Consider the following 17352-nt stretch of genomic DNA (forward strand, 5'->3'; position numbering starts at 1 on the left):
GGAGGCCGACGTGGTCCGGGACATGGTGGAGAACCGTCCACCCACCCCGAAGGTGAAGCGCGCCATGACCCGACGCCTGATCGCCACCACCGTCGCGTGGTGCATGACTGTGTCCATGCTCGCCCTCCTGGCGCAGGGGGCTGCCGCCCCGGCCTCCGCGGATCCGCCGACCGGTGGAACCACGATCGCGACCGAGACGTTCACCGGCCGGTCCGTCGCGGACCCGGCATGGACCGCCCAGGGCGACAGCTGCCTGACGGGCGCCATCACCCCACCGCCGACGGGTGCCGCCAACATCCCGACCTGCGCGACACATCGGGTCGGTCCGGTGCCCACTCTCGGCCTCGTTCCCGGCTACCTGCAGCTCACCGACACGACCACCCAGACGGCCGGCAGCGTGCTCTACAACAAGCCGATCCCGGCGACGGCCGGGGTGACCATCACCTTCGACCAGTTCCAGTACGGCGGCACCGGGGCCGACGGCATCGGCTTCTTCCTCGTCGACGGCGCCACCAACCTGAACGCGACCGGCGCGCCGGGCGGCAGCCTGGGCTACGCACAGCGCACGGTCGAGGGCGAGGTCGCGGAGCCGGGCGTCGAGGGCGGCGTGCTCGGCGTCGGGTTGGACGCGTACGGCAACTACTACGACGACGGCGAGAATCGCGGGAACGGATGCCCCGAGGGGCAACGCTCGCCGTCGACCGCCGAGGGCGCTGTGGCCCCGAACGTGATCACGCTGCGCGGACCCGGTGACGGCTTCACGGGCTACTGCTACCTCGCCTCCACCACGCCCGCGGACGCCGACGACCCCGACGACCCGGGCACCACGCTCTCCGGGACGCTGCGCGGCCGCACCCTCGCGGCGTCATGGCGGCAGGTGAACATCACGGTGACGCCCGCGCCGGACCCGCGCGTCATCGTCCAGGTCCGCTACAACCCCGCCAACCCCGCCAGCCCGTGGGTCACCGAGCTCGACGAGCCGGCACCCGAGGGCCTGCCGAGCACCTACAAGTTCGGTCTGTCGGGCGCCACCGGCGGGGTCACCGACGTCCACCTGATCCGCAACGCCGTGGTCCGGACGGTCGACCCGCTGCCCCAGCTGCAGCTGGAGAAGCAGGTCGACCGCAGCTCGGGCACCCTGCCGGCCGTCATCACCGCCGGCACGGAGATCCCCTACCAGTACACCGTCACCAACGCGGGGGCGGAGAACCTCTCGACCCTCGCGATCGCCGACGACACGATCACCGGGCCGATCACCTGCGACGCCACCACGCTCCCACCCGCGCCGGCACCGGGGTCGACCACGGTGTGTCGAGGCACCTACACCGTCACCGCGGCTGACGTCTCGACGGGCGAGGTCGTCAACACCGCCGTCGCGAACGCCGTGAATCCCGGAGGCGAGACGGTCACCTCCCCGGAGGCCACCGTCACCGTCCCGCTGGTCTCGAGCCTCGACCTGGCCAAGAGCGTGCAGACCGACCCGCCGTACGTCGCCGGGCAGGAGGTCGAGTACCTCTACACCGTCACCAACACCGGCGGATCCACGGTGACGAACATCGCCGTCACCGACGATCGCGTCTCCCCGGCGTCCCTCGTCTGCGAGGCGAACGTCCTGGCCCCGGGTGCGTCGACCACCTGCACCGGCACCTACCTGGTCGACACCGCCCAGGCAAACGCCGCCGGGAGCATCGTCAACACCGCCATCGCGAGGGGGGAGACACCCTTCGGCCAGGAGGTCGAGTCGCCCGAGGCTCAGGCGAGCATCGGCCTCAACACCGACATCGCGATCACCAAGGCCGTCGACGACCCCACCCCGAGCGTCGGCGACACGGTCACCTTCACCGTCACCGCGACCAACAACGGCCCGGCGGCCGCCACGGACCTCCTGGTCACCGACCTGCTTCCCGCCGGCCGGCTCACGCTCCAGAGCGCCACCACCTCGGGGCCCCAGCCGTCCGCCTACGGCGCCGAGGAGGGGGCGTGGTCCATCCCCGCGCTGGCCGTCGGCAACGCCGTCACGTTGACCATCACCGCGCGGGTCGACACCAACGGGGTGACCTCGAACACCGCGACCCTGACCAGGCTCGACCAGCTCGACACCGATCCGTCCAACAACAGCGCCACCGTGACGCTGAACGCGCGCGCCCTCGACCTGGCCGTGACCAAGGAGGTCATCGGCTCCGGGGAGGTCGCGGCCGGCGAGCCGGTCACGTTCCGGGTGACCGTCACCAACCTCGGTCCGCAGCCCGGCACCGGCATCACGATCAGCGAGGACCTGCCCCCCGGCCTGACCTACCTGCCCGGCCAGTCGGGCGGCACCGGCAGCTATGACCCGAGCACCAGCATCTGGACCATCGGCGCCCTCGGCGTGGACGAGACCGCGACGTTCGACTTCGTCCTCGACACCAGCGCCGCGGGCACGTTCACCAACGCGGTCAGCCTTGCCTCCGTCTCGCCCACCGACATCAACAGTGCCAACAACTCCGACTCCGCGACCGTCGCGGTTCGCACCCCGAACGCCGACCTCGTCATCGTCAAGGGCGTCTCGCCGCAGGAGGCCGTCGTCGATGACACGGTCACCTACACGGTGACCGTCCTCAACCGCGGCCCCGACCCGGTGGGCGGCGTCTTCGTCACCGACACCGGCGCCGAGGGCGTGACCCTCGTCGAGGCCGACCCCTCCCAGGGCACCGTCGACCTCGCCACGCGTCGATGGGACGTCGGCAGGCTCGCGTCCGGCCAGTCCGCCACCCTCACCCTCACCGCTCGGCTCGACTCCGAGGGGACCAAGGTCAACCTCGCCACGGTCGACGCGCCGCTGCTCGACGACCCGACGCCGGAGGACAACGAGTCGTCGGCCACCCTGACCACGCTGGCCCCCGCGGTCGACGTCGCCGTCACCAAGTCCGTGGCCGCGGCCGGCGGGGGATCCGCCTCGGAGATCCCGCTCGGCCAGGACGCGGTGTTCACGGTCACCGCCACCAACACCGGGGTCTCGGGCGCACCCGAGACCACCGTCACCAACGCGGTCTTCACCGACCTCCTCCAGGAGGGGCTGACCTTCGTGTCCGCCACCGGCGACGGCGACTTCGACCCCGACACCGGCACCTGGACCGTCGGGTCCATCCCGGTCGGGACCACGGTCACCCTCACCATCACCGCGACCGGCACGGTGGTCGGGCAGCAGAGCAACACGGCGAGCCTGTCCAGCCTCGACCAGCGCGACGTCGATCCGACCAACAACTCGGCCTCGGCGGTGGCCACCTTCGTCGAGCTCGCCGACCTCACCATCACCAAGACCGTCGACCAGCCGGTCGCCCAGCCGGGCGACACGGTCGTCTACACGATCACCGTCACCAACAACGGGCCCAACGCCACGGACGACACGATCGCCCACGACCCCGCGCTCATCCAGGCCAACATCACCGGGCACACCACCGAGGACGGGACCTTCGACGAGACGTCCCGCGTCTGGACCATCCCTCGGCTGGTATCCGGCCAGACGGCGACGCTGGAGGTCTCGGTGCTGGTCGGCGACAGCGCCTCCGGGCACTACCGCAACCTGGCGGCGATCCAGCAGACCCGGGTCGAGGACCCCAACCCCGACGACAACATCGACGACGAGGAGCTGTTCGTGCCGGTCGCCGACATCGCGGTCACCAAGGCCGTCGACAACCCCACCCCGGTCCCCGGCGCGACCGTCACCTTCACGGTCGGGGTGCGCAACCTCGGCCCCGACACCGCCGAGGACGTCATCGTCAACGACGTCCTGCCCGACGGCCTGACCTACGTCAGCAGCACAGCCTCTCGCGGCACCTACGACGCTGCCACCGGCGTCTGGGACGTGGGCCAGCTGGCGCCCACGGACCTCCCGGCCACCGGAGACCAGGAAGTCCTGCAGATCACCGCGCAGGTCACCCGCACCGGCCCGCTCACCAACACCGCCTCGTCCGACCGCGCGCGCGCCGTGCCCTACGACCCCGACACCACCAACAACTCCGCTTCGGCGACCCTGAACGGCACCGAGCGGCCGGCACTCCAGATCGTCAAGACCGCGAGCCCCGCCACGGTCACCGCTGCCGGACAGCAGGTGCAGTACACGTTCCGCGTCACCAACGTCGGCGACGTCCCCCTGAGCGCCGTCTCGATCGTGGAGGACGGCTTCACCGGCTCCGGCGACCTCCCCACGCCGACCTGCCCGCCGAGCGCTGCACGCCTGGCCCCGGGGGAGAGCGTCGACTGCACGAGCGTGTACGTCGTCACCGCCGCCGACCTGGCCACCGGTCAGCTGCGCAACGTCGCCCGCGCCACCGGCAACGGCCCCAGCGGCGGCGCGACCTCCTCCGCCCCCGACGGCGCCGTGGTCGAGATCAACCCGGTGGCCCCCCCGGTGGCCACCCCGTCGATCCGCACCCGCACCTCCGACCGCGACGTCGAGCCGGGCGAGCGGTTCCACGACCGGGTCCGGATCACCGGGCTCCCCGATGGCGCCTCGGTCCCCGCGACCGCCCGCCTCTACGGTCCGTTCGAGTCCCTCGCGGACGCCTCCTGCCGGCCCGGGACGCTCGCCCGCACCGTGCGGTGGCGAGCCGGCGCGGGCTGGAGTCGCACCGCAGCCGTGGAGGTGAGCGAACCCGGCGTCTACACCTGGCAGGTGACCACGCAGGCGACCGCCACGGCCGCCGCGGCCACCACCCGGTGCGGGCTCCCGCCGGAGACGACCACCGTCGCGAAGCCGCCCTACGTGGCTCCGATCGTGAGCGGAGGGTTCGCGGGCGTCCTGCCCGGCTCCGACCGCGAGGCTGCCGCCCGCGCGAAGGTGCGTGCGCCGGGCTTCGGGCTGAACGCCCCGGTCGTGCCCACCACGATCGTGCGCGGGAGGATGCGACTGCCCGAGAAGGTCGCACGGACCAGCTGGCTGCGCAGGTCCGCCGGCTTCGGCGACACGATCGGCACGTCGGTCATCGCCGGTCACGTCTCGGACCGGAGCGACCGTCCGGGCGCGATGTGGGGACTGCGGCGCGCCGAGCGCGGCGACACGGTCACCATCACGAGGGGCGGTCAGACCCAGCGCTACCGGGTGTCCGACGTCGCGACCTACGACCGGACGCGCAAGCTGCCGCAGCGGCTGTTCCGGACCACGGGCCCGCACCGTCTCCTGCTCATCAGCTGCAGCGACCGGGTCGTCTACCCCAACGGCCACTTCCACTACACGAAGTACAAGGTGGTGACCGCAGTGCCGATCCGTGCGGAGAGTGGACGCGTCCCGGTCGGTCCGTGAGCACGTGCTGCCAGGGGGCAGTCGGAGCCCCGCGGGGCGACGCACGGCCGCCAGCCCCCGGCGGCGCGGGCCACCGAGCGCAGCAAGGTGCCGGTCCGTGCGGAGAGTGGACGAGGACGCGGTCCGGTCAGTCCGTGAGCATGTGCTGCCAGGGACGGGAGAGCTCGAAGCGGCGGCCGTTGATCTCGGTGACGTCGATCTCGACGACGTTCCACTTCTCGGTGCTCACCCACGGCCGGAGGGGGACGTTCTCGGCCCGGTGCTCCTCGTCCTCCTCGAGCTTGCGCGCGCGCCCGCGCATCACGATGCTCGTCGCCTGGTCGCCCACGATCTCGTCGACCTCGAAGGCGACGTCGGGGTTCATCACGACGCCCAGCAGCTTGGAGCCCTCGGCGGTGCGGAACAGCAGGCTCCGGCGACCCGTGGCCGGGTCGTGGTCGACGGCGTAGTTGATCGGGGTGATGTGCACCTCGTCGGCCAGGTGGTGGGCCAGCCTGCCGAGCTCGTGAGTGCGCAGGAACTCCCAGCACTCCTCGGTGTCCATGCGGGTGATCGGCTCATCCATACCCGGACCGTACGGCGGGTGCGGCGCGATTGCACAGGGCCCTTGGACCTCTTTCCCCGACGGGGTGGCGCCGACGGGGTGGCACCGGTGGCTAGCCTCGGGGCGTGCCGACCCTCATGCTGACCACGCCCGACGGCGAGGCCGAGGCCTACCTCGCGACCGCGCCCGGTGGCGCGCCCGCCCCGGGCGTCCTGTTCGTCGTCGACGCGATCGGCCTCCGGCCGCGGATCGAGGAGATGGCCGACCGGATCGCCTCCTGGGGCTACACGGTCCTGGCCCCGCACGTGTTCCACCGCGCGGGGACCGCGGCCGAGCTCGCGCCGCGGGGAGACCTGCGCGAGCCCGGAGCCCGCGAGGCCTTCATGCCCGCCGCGATGGAGCGGGTCCGCGCGCTCACGCCCGACCTGGTCGCCCGCGACCTGCCGGCCTACCTCGCCGCGCTGCGCTCCCTCCCCGAGACGCGGGGCGAGGAGGTGGGGGCCACCGGCTACTGCATGGGTGCGCGCATCGCCGTGCGCGCGGCCGGGATGGACCCCGGCGTCGTCGCCGTGGGCGGCTGGCACGGCGCCGGCCTGGTGACCGACGCACCCGACAGTCCCCACCTCGCGCTGCGCACCGCTCGGGCGGCGTTCGCCTTCGGGCACGCCTCCGACGACGCATCGATGCCGCCCGAGGCCGTCGCGGCCCTCGGCGCCGCCCTCGCCGAGGCCGGGCTGACGGCGCGCAACGAGGTCTTCCCGGGCCCCCACGGCTACGCCATGGCCGACACCTCGATGTACGACGAGGAGTCCTGTGAGCGCCACTTCGCCAGCCTCCGGTCGCTGCTCGACACCGCCCTCGGCGCACCGGACCCGCGGGGGATGGTCGTCCCATGACCCCGGTCGTCCGCCCTGCCCGCCCGCCCCGCCTCCGGCTCCGCCTCCCGTTGGCCGTGGCCGGTGCGCTCACGGCCGCCGTGCTGGCCGGGTGCAGCGGCGGCGACGGGGACGGTCGCGACGGGCAGGTCGAGGAGGACCACACCCATGCGCCCGGCCAGGGCCACACGTCACTGGCCGTCGGCGACGGCACCCGGGCGAGCGAGGTGGGCTACTCGCTCACCGGCGTGCGGGTGCGCGAGCGGGACGGCGGCATCGGCGAGCTGCGCTTCCGGATCGAGGACCACCGGGGCGAGCCGGTCACCGAGTTCGTCGAGGAGCTCACCAAGGAGCTGCACCTCTACGTCGTCGACGACGACCTCACCGTGTTCCGTCACCTGCACCCCGCGCGCGGCGACGACGGCACCTGGCGAGCGCCGTTCGACGTGCCCGACGCCGGCGGCTACCGGGTGATCGCCGAGTTCGTCGCCGTCGACGAGGGCGGCAACGGCGACCACGTCGTGCTGGGCAGGAGGCTGGCGCTGCCCGAGGGCGACCCGGGCGACACCGCGGCGGAGGACCGGGCCGTCACGGTCGCGGTCTCCCAGGCGCCCGTCGCGGGGCGCGACGGCGAGCTCCGGCTCGTCGTGCGCGACGCGGAGGGGAGACCGGTGGAGCTGGGCACCTACCTCGGCGCCTACAGCCACGTCACCGGCTTCCACCGCGAGAGCGGGGCGATGGTGCACCTGCACCCGCTCGCCGCCCCCGACGTCACCGAGGACGGCTCGGAGCTGACCTTCCACGCCGAGATCCCGGAGCCGGGCGACTACCGGCTGTTCGCCCAGGTGCGCGTGGACGGCTTCCTGCACACGGTGCCGGTCGAGCTCACGGTCGCACGGTCAGCCTGAGCGTCGTCACCGGGTTGTCGAAGGGGCTCAGCGCGACGCTGACCTGCACCTCCCACTCGCCGGCCCGGGGCACCACGACCTCGCCCCGGTAGGTGCCGGCGGCGATCGGCGTGACCGTCACCGTGCCGATGTCGAGGCCGTCGGTGCGCATCTCGACGACGGGGTTGACGGGCGGGTCGTACGGCTCGCCCGCGGCGTCCTGCACCTGCACGAGCAGGGTGTTGGGGCCCGTGCGACGTGGGTCCAGCACGGCGAGCACGCGGAGGTCGCCCGCGGTGGCCGTGCCGACGCCGGTCGTGCCGGACACCGGGGCGACCGAGGCCGCCCGCGGCGACTGGTTGACGAGGACGCCGGTGATGGCGAGCAGGACGACCAGCAGCGCCGCCTCCACCCGCACCGTGCGGGTCACGGCGGCGGCGGCCCGCTCGCGGTCGCCGAAGCCCACGGCGCGGGTGACCGCGGGGAGCGTCCGCCACCGGTTCCAGCCGCCGAGCGCCGCGACGAGCAGCGCGACCCCCACCTTGGCCAGCAGCAGCCAGCCGTAGCGGGTCGCGACCAGGGCGCCCCACGAGCCGAGGATCCGCCAGCCGAGCAGCGTCCCCGTCGCGGCGACGGCGAGCAGCACGCCGGCGGCCAGGGAGGAGAAGCGTGCCAGCGTGGCCGCCGCGACCACCTCGCGCCCGGCCAGGGCGCGCAGGCTGAGGGCCAGGCCGACGAGGCCGCCGAGCCAGGTGGCTCCGGCGACGAGGTGGAGGACGTCGGCCGCGACGAGCAGCGGCGTCGGCGCGAAGGCGCGGGTGTGGCCGACGAGCGAGGGGCCCGCCAGTGCCAGCACGGCGGCCCCGACCAGGAGTGCGCCGCCGGCCCGGCTCGGCGGGGAGTCGGTGGTCGTCCGGACGAGCAGTCCCATCCCCACGACGACCAGCACCGCGCCGAGCACCTCGTTGACGACGAGGCCGGGGTCGAGCGCGGAGGCGACGTCGGTGAGCTCGAGGCCCTGACCGTAGACCGCGGCCACCGGGACCTGCAGCACCGCGCCCACGGCGCCCGCGGCGGCGGCGTACGTCATCAGCCGGCGCAGCCGGGCCCGCGTGGTGGTGCCCGGCCACGTCCGGGGGAGCACCTGTGCGACGAAGAGGGCGAGTCCCGCCGCGAGCAGGAGCCCCACCAGCGTCACGATGCTCAGGACGTCGCGCAGCACGGTCACGGCGGCCGACGACGTCTCTGCCTCCGGCGGCGCGGACACGGAGGCGCTGGGCGCGCCCACCGAGAACGTCAGCGCCCCGGCGACGGGGTGGCCGTCGCCGGACAGCACGTTCCACGACACGACGTAGCTGCCGTCGGCGAGGTCGGCGGCGCCCGGCAGCTCGACGGTGACCTCGGTGCCGCTCGCGCCGGCGGTCGCCTCGACGGGCTCGCCGGCGGCGTCGTAGACCGCGATCTCCTGCGCGGTCAGCCGCACCGGCTCGTTGAAGGTGAGCGTCACCACCTCGGGCGCCGTCTCGACGACCGCCCCCTCGGCGGGGTCGCTGTCGACCAGCTCGGCGTGCGCCGACGCGGGGGCCGCGCCGAGCACGACGAGCGCGAGCGCGACCAGCACGGCGCCCACCCGTGACCCCAGGGAGAGGGCCGGGCGGCGCCGCGCCGGTCGCGCCGACGTGGTCACGTGGTGGTGCGCGTCCTGGCCAGCGCGAGACCGCCGGCGGCGAGGCCCAGCAGCCCGGCGACGAGGCCCGCCCAGCCGAGGGCGGACGAGCCGTCGTCGTCCGCGTCGTCGGCGACCGGGTCGTCATCGGAGTCGGTGTCGTCCGCGTCGGCGGCCGGCTCGGCGGCCGCGCCGTGGCCGCCTCCCTCGGCGGGCAGCACCTCGAACGACGGGGCCGGGCTCTCGAGCTCGTCGGGGTCCTGGCCGTCGGCGGGGACCTGGGTCCAGCCGGTCTCGCCCTTCTGGCAGGTCTGGACGGTCGGGAAGGCGAGCACCTCGCCCTCGGTGTCGGGCACCTGGAAGGACAGCTCGAACGCGTCGCGCTGGCCCTCGGGGAGGGGGGTGCGGGCCGTGTAGACGATGGAGCCGACCCGCTCGGTCACCTCGTTGCCGTGGCTGTCGGTGAGCGGCTCGTCGAGCTCGTCGCGCACGACCTCGACGTCGTAGAGGGGGTGGCGGGTCGGGGTCGCCGACAGCACCGACTCCGGGAGCTGGATCTCGATCCTGCGCGTGGGTGAGCCCTCGCAGCCGTGGCCGACGCTGAACGTGACGATGGAGTAGGAGCCCGCGGCCGCGGTCGACGGCGTCGCCGTGACGTGGGCGCCGGCGGGCTGGACGAGCGAGAGGGCGACGGCTGCCGTGGCGGCCGGGAGCACGCCGAGGCGCGCGAGGGTACGGATGGACATGTCTCTCCTGGGATGTGGTGCGGGTCTGGGGGTCGTGTCGACCACCCGAGCCCGGACCGGGCTCAGGCGGACAGGACCGCCGGGGGCGGCCCGCGCCGGGGCGGGACGAGCAGGAGGACGGGGGTCGAGTGCGCCGGCGGCTCGGCCGGGCGGACCAGCCGGACGGCGACCGGCGGCGCGGACCGGGCCCGCAGGTGTACGGCATACGACGCGGCGCGGCGCCCGGCCCACCACAGCGCCGCCACCAGCACGGCGACGAACACGTGCGCGGCGAGCATCTGCCACGACCAGCCAGAGGTCGCGGCGACGGCGGGGTGCGCGTGGGCGGGCACGGCGTCGGAGTGGTGGTGGCCGACCAGGCCGAAGGACTGGTGCACGCCGAGCTGGGCGGCGGCCACCGCGGGGAGCAGCGCCCAGCCGGGCACGCCGCGGCGGAAGACCAGCAGGCTGGCGCCGAGGACGACGCCGGCGACGAGCGCGAGGCCGGGACCGGTGGGGACGGTGCCGCCGGCCCAGGTGTGGGCGGCGGCAGCCCCGGTGACGGTCGCGACCGTCGCCGTCAGGGCGCGGGGGAGGGCGTGGGGCGCACGTGCGTGCGCGAGCCTCGCCTCCCATTCCACGCGGTCATGATGGCAGAGCCGCGTCCCCGGTGGGGGATCGGCTCACCACCCGTGCGAACGCCCCGGACGCCGGTAGTCGGTGTGCCCGTGGCGGCGCTGGTGCGCCGGGCCGCGGCGCCGGTGCGCGAACCACATCACCGGGAAGATCAGCAGGAACAGCGGCGCCTCGAGGAGCACGCTCAGCGCGAGGAGTATCACCAGCACCGGCAGCAACGGGACGCGGAAGCGGGGGCCGGCCGTGCGTGCGCGGGCCGTGCGTGCGGTGGACGCCGGAGCGCGGGTCGGGTGCGGCGCCGGCAGCCGCGGCAGGTCGCTGAACAGGACGGCCAGGTCGGCCCGGGTGCGCGCCGTCCAGATCGCGTCGAGCCGCTCGTCGTACTCCTCGTGGTCGAGCCGGCCGTCGGTGTAGTGCAGGGCCAGGTCGGCCATCGCCCGCTCCCGGTCGCTGTCGGCGATGCGCACCCGAGGGTCGGGCGCAGTCATCGCTCGCCGTCCCGCCCGTCGGCGAGGATGCCGTAGAGCCTGCGGCGAGTGTCGACGAGGACGTCGAGCGCCGCCTTCCTCTGCTGGTCCGAGCCCTGGGTGGCGAGCTGCCACACGGCGCTGACCACCTGCCCGATCTCGCTCTTGATGTCGGCGTGCCCGGACGGCTGCTCGGGAGCGGTCTCCTGGGTGGGGGTGAAGGGGGCCCAGACGGCGGCGAGCTCGCTGCCGTTGTCCTCGGCCCAGGCGACGCCGGCGTCGGTGAGCCGGATGGTGCGACGGCCGCGGGCGTCGTCGGCCTCGACGAGGCCCTCGTCCTGCAGCTGCTGGATGGTCGGGTAGACCGAGCCGGGGGAGGGGCGCCACTCGCCGTGGCTGAGCTCGGCGATCTCCTGGATCACCTGGTAGCCGTTGATCGGCTCCTCGGCCTTGCGGGCGCGGTGCAGCACGTCGATGATCGCCGTGCGCACGTCGCCGCGACGCACCCGCGGGCCGCGCTGCTGCGGGCGCTGCGGAGCAGAGGCGAAGCCGAAGATCTCGCCGAGCCACGGCGGCGGGCCGCCGGCGCGGCGGCCGCGGGCGCCGGTGAATGCGCTGCCCCAGCTGGCCCAGTCCTGGGCGCCCGGGCGCCGGTAGTCGCGCGCGCCGGGGTGGTCGCCGGGGGTGTCGTTGGAGGTGGCGTGGTCGTCGGGCTGGGCGGTGTCGTCGTCGCCGGGCCAGTCGGCGCCGGGCCAGTGGTGTCCCATGGGGTGCTCCTCGGATGAGTGACGGTGATCGGTGTCTGCGTCGGAGCGGTACGTCGTGATCTATCGGTGACGTATCGCGATATATCGCGAGCGTACGCCGAGTTCAGGGACCCGACAAGGTCCGAGCACGAACGGGCGCGCAGGGCGCCCCGCGCCTACGAGCGCGCGCGACCGGTCGGTGTGCAGGCCTGCTGGGGCACCGACGTGCCCTCGATGATCGCGTCGAAGAGGGCGGGGGCCCGGTCGGGGTCGGCGATGATGCGGTTGGGGTCGCTGGGCGCGGGCAGGTTGGGCATCGTGCAGGTCTGGCTCTTGCCGGTCATGGCGAGGGCGAACCGGCCGAGGTCGAGGGGGTTCATCTCCTCGTCGATCCGGATCGCGTCGGCGGCCGCGTCGGTGATGCGCCAGTAGCGCACGGGGTTGAGGAAGGTCCACGGCGAGAGCGCCTCGTCGCCCAGCGCGCTGATCACCTCGCGCTGCCGGGCGACCCGGTCGAGGTCGCTGAGCGCGGTGACGTGGCGCGAGCGTGAGTAGGCGAGCGCGGTCAGGCCGTCGACCTCCTGGCAGCCCTTGGAGATGTCGAGGCGGGCCATCGGGTCCTTCATGTCCTGCGTCGGGCAGATCTCGACCCCGCCGAAGGCGTCGACGGTGTTGATGACGCTGCCGAAGCCGAGCTCGACGTAGTGGTCGATGTGGATGCCGGTCAGCTGCTCCACGGTGGCCACCAGCAGCGGCGGGCCGTCGATCGCGAAGGCGGCGTTGATCATCTGCGTGCCGTGGCCGGGGATCTCGGCGAGGGTGTCGCGCGGGATCGACATCATCGTGCGACCGCCCGGGCCGGTGTGCAGCACGATGATCGTGTCGGTGTTGGTGCCGCCGCGCGGGCCCGTCTGCAGCGCCTTGCGCTGCGCGTCGGAGAGGTCGTCGGCCTTGTCGGAGCCGACGATGAGGTAGTTGGTGCCGGGCTGGTCGGCGGGCCGGTCGCCGGCGGGGATCGCGTCGACCTTCTCGATCCGGGTCCACTGGTAGAGCGGGATGCCGAGCAGGTAGACCAGCAGCAGGACCAGCACGAGGGGGATCATCGCGAGGCGCGGGCGCCAGCGGCGCCGCTTCGGCCGCGGCGCCGGGGCCGCGGCGGGCGTTCGCGCCGGGCCGGGGGGTGAGCCGCCCGAGCCGCGTGCCTCACGACGCGCCACCGGCATCACCCGGGTCTCGTCGGCGCGGGCCCGCGAGGGCTGCTGCGCCTCCATCCGCTGCGTGGCGTCGCTCGGCGGCGTGGACGACTGGCTCCCGTAGAGCCAGTCGTACTCGGGTGTTCCCTTCTCGGGCACCCCGGAGCCCTGCGGACGATCAGCCATGGGCGAAGACGCTACCGTGCGACGCATGAGCGAGCGCATCGAGCGAGCGGTCCCCGGCGCGGCGCGACCCACCTCCTACAGCCGCGTCAGCCTCGGCATCATGGCCCACGCGAGCGAGGCCAACCTGCTGGGCAACGTCCACGGCGGGGAGATCATGAAGCTCGCCGACTCCACCGCGGGGGCCGTCGCGCACCGGCACAGCGGGGGGCCGGCGGTCACGGCCGCGATGGACGAGATGACCTTCCTGGCCCCGGTGCACGTCGGCGACATCATCAAGACCTATGCGCAGGTCAACTGGGCCGGCACGTCGTCGATGGAGATCGGCGTGCGCGTCGAGGCGCAGCCGTGGGGCAACGCCGGCGACGAGCCGGTCCACGTCGCCAGCGCCTACTTCGTCTTCGTCGCCATCGACGAGGACGGGCACCCACGTCCCGTGCCGCCGCTGGAGACCGAGACGCCCAGCGACGTACGACGTCAGCGGGAGGCCGAGATCCGGCGCGCGCACCGGCTGGCCCGCAAGGCCGAGATCGACGAGGGCCGCGAGGACTGAGCCGGCTGTGACCCGATCGCACCCGCGGCCACGGCGCGTCGCGGGCCGGTGTGACGGGTGTGACTGGTGATACTGGGCGGGCTGACTTCCCCCAGCAGAGAGGCCCTTCGATGCCGCCCGCCACCCCCTCCGGGTCGCCGCAGCCGCGATTCACCACGCTCGACCGCGCCCAGCGCGTGCGGTTCCGACGCGCAGTGACGCTCATGCTGATGACGCTGGTCCTGCCGGGGTCGGCCCAGCTCGTGTCCGGCAACCGCCGGGTGGGTCGCATCGCGATGTGGACCTGGCTCGTGCTGCTGGTCGCAGGCGTGCTCGGGGCGGTGACGGCGTACTTCTGGCACGGGCTCGCGTTCAGCGCCGGCACCAGCACCACCTTCCTCCAGCTGCTGCGCCTGGTCCTGATGGCGCTGGCCGTCGGGTGGGCCTACCTGCTCGTCGACGCGTGGCGCCTGGGCCAGCCGCTGACGCTGCAGCGCCAGCACCGCCTCGCCGTCGTCGGCGTCAACGGCTTCCTGTGCTTCAGCGTCGCCGGGGCGCTGCTCTTCGGTGCCCACATGGTGGGCGTCCAGCGCCAGTTCATGATCTCGATGTTCGGCGAGGGCTCGGCCGTCGGCGCCAGCCACGGCCGCTACAACGTCCTGCTGCTGGGCGGCGACTCCGGCGCCGGGCGCTGGGGCCTTCGCCCCGACGCGATGACGGTGGCCAGCATCGACGCCGAGACCGGCAAGACCGTCCTGATCTCCCTGCCCCGCAACATGCAGAACTTCCCCTTCGCCGAGGGCTCGGTGATGGACGAGCAGTTCCCCGACGGCTTCGACGTGGAGGGGATGTACCTCAACGGCCTCGCGACGTGGGCGCTCGACCACGCCGAGCTGTTCAAGGGCTCGAAGAACCCGGGCGTCGACGCGACCGTCCAGGGTGTCGAGGGGATCACCGGCCTCGACATCAACTACTGGGCGATGGTCAACCTCGAGGGTTTCAAGGACCTGGTCGACGCGGTCGGCGGCGTCGAGCTCAACGTCCGCCAGCCGATCCCGGTCGGCCTGCCGCACGAGAAGACCTTCCACTACATCGAGCCCGGAAAGCGCACGCTCGACGGGCACGACACGCTCTGGTTCGCCCGGGCGCGCGAGGGCTCGGACGACTACTCGCGCATGGCGCGGCAGAAGTGCGTGATGAGCGCGATGCTGCAGCAGGTCAGCCCGCAGGCGGCCCTGCGCAACTTCGAGGCGATCGCCGGGGCCAGCTCGGCGATGGTCTCCACCGACCTCCCGCGCGGGGAGGTCGACCGGTTCGTCGACCTCGCGCTCAAGGCGAAGAGCCAGAAGATCGCCACCCTCTCGCTGGTGCCGCCGATGATCAACACCGCCGACCCGGACATCGAGCTGGTCCACGCCAAGGTCGCCGCCGCGATCGCCAAGGCCGAGGGCCGGGCACCGGCGAGCCCGACCCAGCCGGACCCCGCCGACGACTCCGACACCGCCGAGGCCGCCCCCGCGGGCGGCGACGCCGGGGGCCCGGAAGAGCCGACCGGGGACGAGCCGGCCGCCGACACCGAGCCCGCCGAGACCGAGCCCGCCGAGACGGTGACCCCGACCCCGCCGCCGGCCGTCACCGGCGGGTCCCTCGGCTCGCTGTCGACCGGCTACGCCGCCAACCAGTCGGAGGACCTGGGCGCGGTTTGCTGAGCGCGCACCGCCCGCCCCTAGGGTGTAGGCCGTGACCACCGGACCGCTGCCTCGCATCGTCGCGGTCGTGGTCACCTTCAACCGCCTGCCGCTGCTCGAGCGGCTCGTCGCGCGGCTCGGCCAGGTCGACGGGGTGGCCGAGGTGCTGGTGGTCGACAACGCCTCCACCGACGGCACGGGGGAGTGGCTCGCCGCCCGTCCCACCACCGGCGAGATCCCGCTGAGCGCGCGCACGCTGACGACCAACCGCGGCGGCGCCGGCGGCTTCCACGACGGCCTGGCGTGGGCGATCGACCGCGACGCCGACCTGGTCTGGCTGATGGACGACGACGGCCTGCCCGACCTCGACTGCCTCGACCACCTGCTGGACCAGGCGGGCAACCTCGACTTCTGGGGCCCGCTCGTGGTCGACGAGGCCGACCCCGAGCGCCTGGTGTTCCCGATCCGGCTGCCCGGCGGCACCCGCGTCGTGCACGCCGTCGACGACGTCCGCCGCGCCGCGCGGGCCGACCGCATCGACGGGATCGTCATCCCCTTCAACGGCGTCCTGGTGACCAAGGAGCTCGTCGACCGGATCGGCCTGCCCCGCGAGGAGTTCTTCATCTGGGGCGACGACCACGAGTACCGCCTGCGCGCCGAGGAGTCGGGTGCCCGGGTGGCCACGGTCGTCACCGCCACGGTCCGCCACCCCAGCGTCGGCAACCTCGGCACCCCGATGATGTTCGGTCGCACGACCTACAACGACTCGCCGAGCGACCTCAAGCACTACTGCATGGCCCGCAACAACCTGGTCAACCTGCGCGACTACCGCGGGCCCCTCCACGCGCTGGCGTTCGTGGTGAAGACGGCGTGGTTCTACACCTTCACCCGGCCCAGCCTGTCGCGGCTGCGGCTCAGCGCCTCGGCGATGCGCGCGGGCATCGCCGGCGACTTCGACGGCCACCGGAGGTTCTTGTCGTGACCACCCCGGCCGCACCGGAGACAGTGGCGGTCGTCGTGGTCACCTACAACCGCGCCGACCTGCTCGTCGGGATGCTCGACGGCCTGGCCGCCCAGACACGGCGTCCCGACGCCGTCATCGTGGTCGACAACGCCAGCACCGACCACACCCGCGAGGTGCTGCAGGCGCGCACCGACCTCCCGCTCCACGTCACCCACAGCGACGACAACCTCGGCGGGGCCGGCGGCTTCCACCTCGGGGTGCGGGCGGCGTACGACGCGGGCTGGGACCGCGTGTGGCTGATGGACGACGACGTCGTGCCCGCCCCCGGCTGTCTCGAGGCGCTGATGGCCGTGGACGAGGACTGCCTGATCGCGGTCCGCGAGGACCGCACCGGGGCCCTGGTCGAGAAGGCCGCCGTCGACTTCGACCTGCGCAACCCGCTCGCCATCAAGCCCAAGCGCGCCTCGGTCGACAGCACCTACGCCGACCGCGCGTCGATGCCCGAGCTGGTCGAGGTCCACAACGTGGCCTTCGAGGGCTTCATGGCGCGGCGCCGGGTGATCGAGGAGATCGGGTTCCCCGACCCGTCGTTCTTCATCTTCTACGACGACGCCGAGTACGCCGTGCGTGCACGCCGCGCGGGCCACCGCATCTGGGCGGTCCGCGACGCCGTGCTGGTGCGCCAGCTCGACTTCAACCAGCAGCACGACCTGTCGGGCTGGAAGGGCTTCTACATGTACCGCAACCTCTTCGTGGTGCACCTGCGCCACGGGGAGAACGTCCTCGTGCGGCTCAAGCCCTGGCTGATCACGGCCGTGGTCGTGCTGCTCAGCCCGGTGCGCGGCGGCCGGGCCGAGGCCCGCAACGTGACCCGCGCCATGGCGTCCGCGCGAGGCATGCGCCGCCTGACGGCCTCCGCCCGCCCCCCTCGATAGACTCACCCCGCGTTTCTCACCCAAGGAGTT

General features: G+C 73.6%; 14 protein-coding genes. 7 read left to right on the top strand and 7 right to left on the bottom strand.

Annotated elements, in window-relative coordinates; genetic code table 11:
• The first annotated feature begins 64 nt into the window (after positions 1-64).
• Positions 65-5281 (top strand): CLIPPER-2 domain-containing protein, encoded by a 5217-nt coding sequence (locus tag AC54T2_RS09560; RefSeq protein WP_496666049.1) that lies wholly within the window; start codon positions 65-67, stop codon positions 5279-5281.
• Between the two features lie 127 nt (positions 5282-5408).
• Here AC54T2_RS09560 and AC54T2_RS09565 read toward each other — a convergent pair whose 3' ends face one another.
• Positions 5409-5846: a pyridoxamine 5'-phosphate oxidase family protein gene (locus AC54T2_RS09565; protein ID WP_186341419.1), complete on the bottom strand. Its 438-nt coding sequence runs from the start codon at positions 5844-5846 to the stop codon at positions 5409-5411.
• A gap of 104 nt (positions 5847-5950) precedes the next feature.
• Between AC54T2_RS09565 and AC54T2_RS09570 the strand changes: the two genes are divergently transcribed.
• Together AC54T2_RS09570 and AC54T2_RS09575 are read left to right on the top strand one after the other, a co-directional pair.
• The gene (locus AC54T2_RS09570) at positions 5951-6721 is read left to right on the top strand and encodes a dienelactone hydrolase family protein (protein ID WP_241005342.1); all 771 of its coding nucleotides are present in this window, start codon (positions 5951-5953) and stop codon (positions 6719-6721) included.
• The gene (locus tag AC54T2_RS09575) at positions 6718-7608 is read left to right on the top strand and encodes a DUF8832 domain-containing protein (protein WP_186341420.1); all 891 of its coding nucleotides are present in this window, start codon (positions 6718-6720) and stop codon (positions 7606-7608) included. The genes AC54T2_RS09570 and AC54T2_RS09575 overlap by 4 nt, the downstream gene beginning before the upstream one ends.
• On the opposite strand, the gene AC54T2_RS09580 is transcribed toward AC54T2_RS09575, so the two are convergent.
• The 6 genes from AC54T2_RS09580 to AC54T2_RS09605 all read right to left on the bottom strand — a co-directional run bounded on the left by AC54T2_RS09580 (position 7586) and on the right by AC54T2_RS09605 (position 13206).
• Positions 7586-9217: a copper resistance CopC/CopD family protein gene (locus AC54T2_RS09580; RefSeq protein WP_186341421.1), complete on the bottom strand. Its 1632-nt coding sequence runs from the start codon at positions 9215-9217 to the stop codon at positions 7586-7588. The two genes, AC54T2_RS09575 and AC54T2_RS09580, sit on opposite strands and share 23 nt — an antisense overlap.
• 53 nt (positions 9218-9270) lie before the next feature.
• Positions 9271-9999 carry a YcnI family copper-binding membrane protein gene (locus tag AC54T2_RS09585; protein ID WP_496666050.1) on the bottom strand — a complete coding sequence of 243 codons (729 nt, stop codon included), beginning with the start codon at positions 9997-9999 and terminating at the stop codon, positions 9271-9273.
• A 62-nt stretch (positions 10000-10061) separates the two neighbouring features.
• Positions 10062-10619: a hypothetical protein gene (locus AC54T2_RS09590; RefSeq protein WP_186341423.1), complete on the bottom strand. Its 558-nt coding sequence runs from the start codon at positions 10617-10619 to the stop codon at positions 10062-10064.
• Between the two features lie 42 nt (positions 10620-10661).
• Positions 10662-11102, bottom strand: coding sequence for a DUF1707 SHOCT-like domain-containing protein (locus tag AC54T2_RS09595; RefSeq protein ID WP_186341424.1), 441 nt, complete (start codon positions 11100-11102; stop codon positions 10662-10664).
• A complete protein-coding gene (locus AC54T2_RS09600; RefSeq protein ID WP_186341425.1) occupies positions 11099-11848 on the bottom strand; it encodes a PadR family transcriptional regulator in 750 nt (249 codons plus the stop codon). Before AC54T2_RS09600 ends, AC54T2_RS09595 begins: the two co-directional genes overlap by 4 nt.
• A gap of 155 nt (positions 11849-12003) precedes the next feature.
• Positions 12004-13206 (bottom strand): LCP family protein, encoded by a 1203-nt coding sequence (locus AC54T2_RS09605; RefSeq protein ID WP_496666051.1) that lies wholly within the window; start codon positions 13204-13206, stop codon positions 12004-12006.
• Between the two features lie 25 nt (positions 13207-13231).
• On the opposite strand from AC54T2_RS09605, the gene AC54T2_RS09610 reads away from it, so the two are divergent.
• The 4 genes from AC54T2_RS09610 to AC54T2_RS09625 all read left to right on the top strand — a co-directional run bounded on the left by AC54T2_RS09610 (position 13232) and on the right by AC54T2_RS09625 (position 17322).
• Complete coding sequence (locus AC54T2_RS09610; protein ID WP_186341427.1) at positions 13232-13756, top strand: acyl-CoA thioesterase; 525 nt, start codon at positions 13232-13234, stop codon at positions 13754-13756.
• A gap of 110 nt (positions 13757-13866) precedes the next feature.
• Positions 13867-15444, top strand: coding sequence for an LCP family protein (locus AC54T2_RS09615; RefSeq protein WP_186341428.1), 1578 nt, complete (start codon positions 13867-13869; stop codon positions 15442-15444).
• A gap of 31 nt (positions 15445-15475) precedes the next feature.
• Positions 15476-16405 carry a glycosyltransferase gene (locus AC54T2_RS09620; RefSeq protein WP_241005343.1) on the top strand — a complete coding sequence of 310 codons (930 nt, stop codon included), beginning with the start codon at positions 15476-15478 and terminating at the stop codon, positions 16403-16405.
• Complete coding sequence (locus AC54T2_RS09625; protein WP_186341429.1) at positions 16402-17322, top strand: glycosyltransferase family 2 protein; 921 nt, start codon at positions 16402-16404, stop codon at positions 17320-17322. Before AC54T2_RS09620 ends, AC54T2_RS09625 begins: the two co-directional genes overlap by 4 nt.
• Positions 17323-17352 lie beyond the last annotated feature (30 nt).

The organism is Nocardioides sp. Z35_8, from assembly GCF_059621125.1.

Bases quoted from the DNA above. Each gene is read 5' to 3' on its own strand.
- AC54T2_RS09560 (WP_496666049.1), top strand. From the start codon at position 65: ATGACCCGACGCCTGATCGCCACCACCGTCGCGTGGTGCATGACTGTG.
- AC54T2_RS09585 (WP_496666050.1), bottom strand. From the start codon at position 9,999: ATGTCCATCCGTACCCTCGCGCGCCTCGGCGTGCTCCCGGCCGCCACG.
- AC54T2_RS09615 (WP_186341428.1), top strand. From the start codon at position 13,867: ATGCCGCCCGCCACCCCCTCCGGGTCGCCGCAGCCGCGATTCACCACG.
- AC54T2_RS09600 (WP_186341425.1), bottom strand. From the start codon at position 11,848: ATGGGACACCACTGGCCCGGCGCCGACTGGCCCGGCGACGACGACACC.
- AC54T2_RS09595 (WP_186341424.1), bottom strand. From the start codon at position 11,102: ATGACTGCGCCCGACCCTCGGGTGCGCATCGCCGACAGCGACCGGGAG.
- AC54T2_RS09610 (WP_186341427.1), top strand. From the start codon at position 13,232: ATGAGCGAGCGCATCGAGCGAGCGGTCCCCGGCGCGGCGCGACCCACC.
- AC54T2_RS09565 (WP_186341419.1), bottom strand. From the start codon at position 5,846: ATGGATGAGCCGATCACCCGCATGGACACCGAGGAGTGCTGGGAGTTC.
- AC54T2_RS09605 (WP_496666051.1), bottom strand. From the start codon at position 13,206: ATGGCTGATCGTCCGCAGGGCTCCGGGGTGCCCGAGAAGGGAACACCC.
- AC54T2_RS09575 (WP_186341420.1), top strand. From the start codon at position 6,718: ATGACCCCGGTCGTCCGCCCTGCCCGCCCGCCCCGCCTCCGGCTCCGC.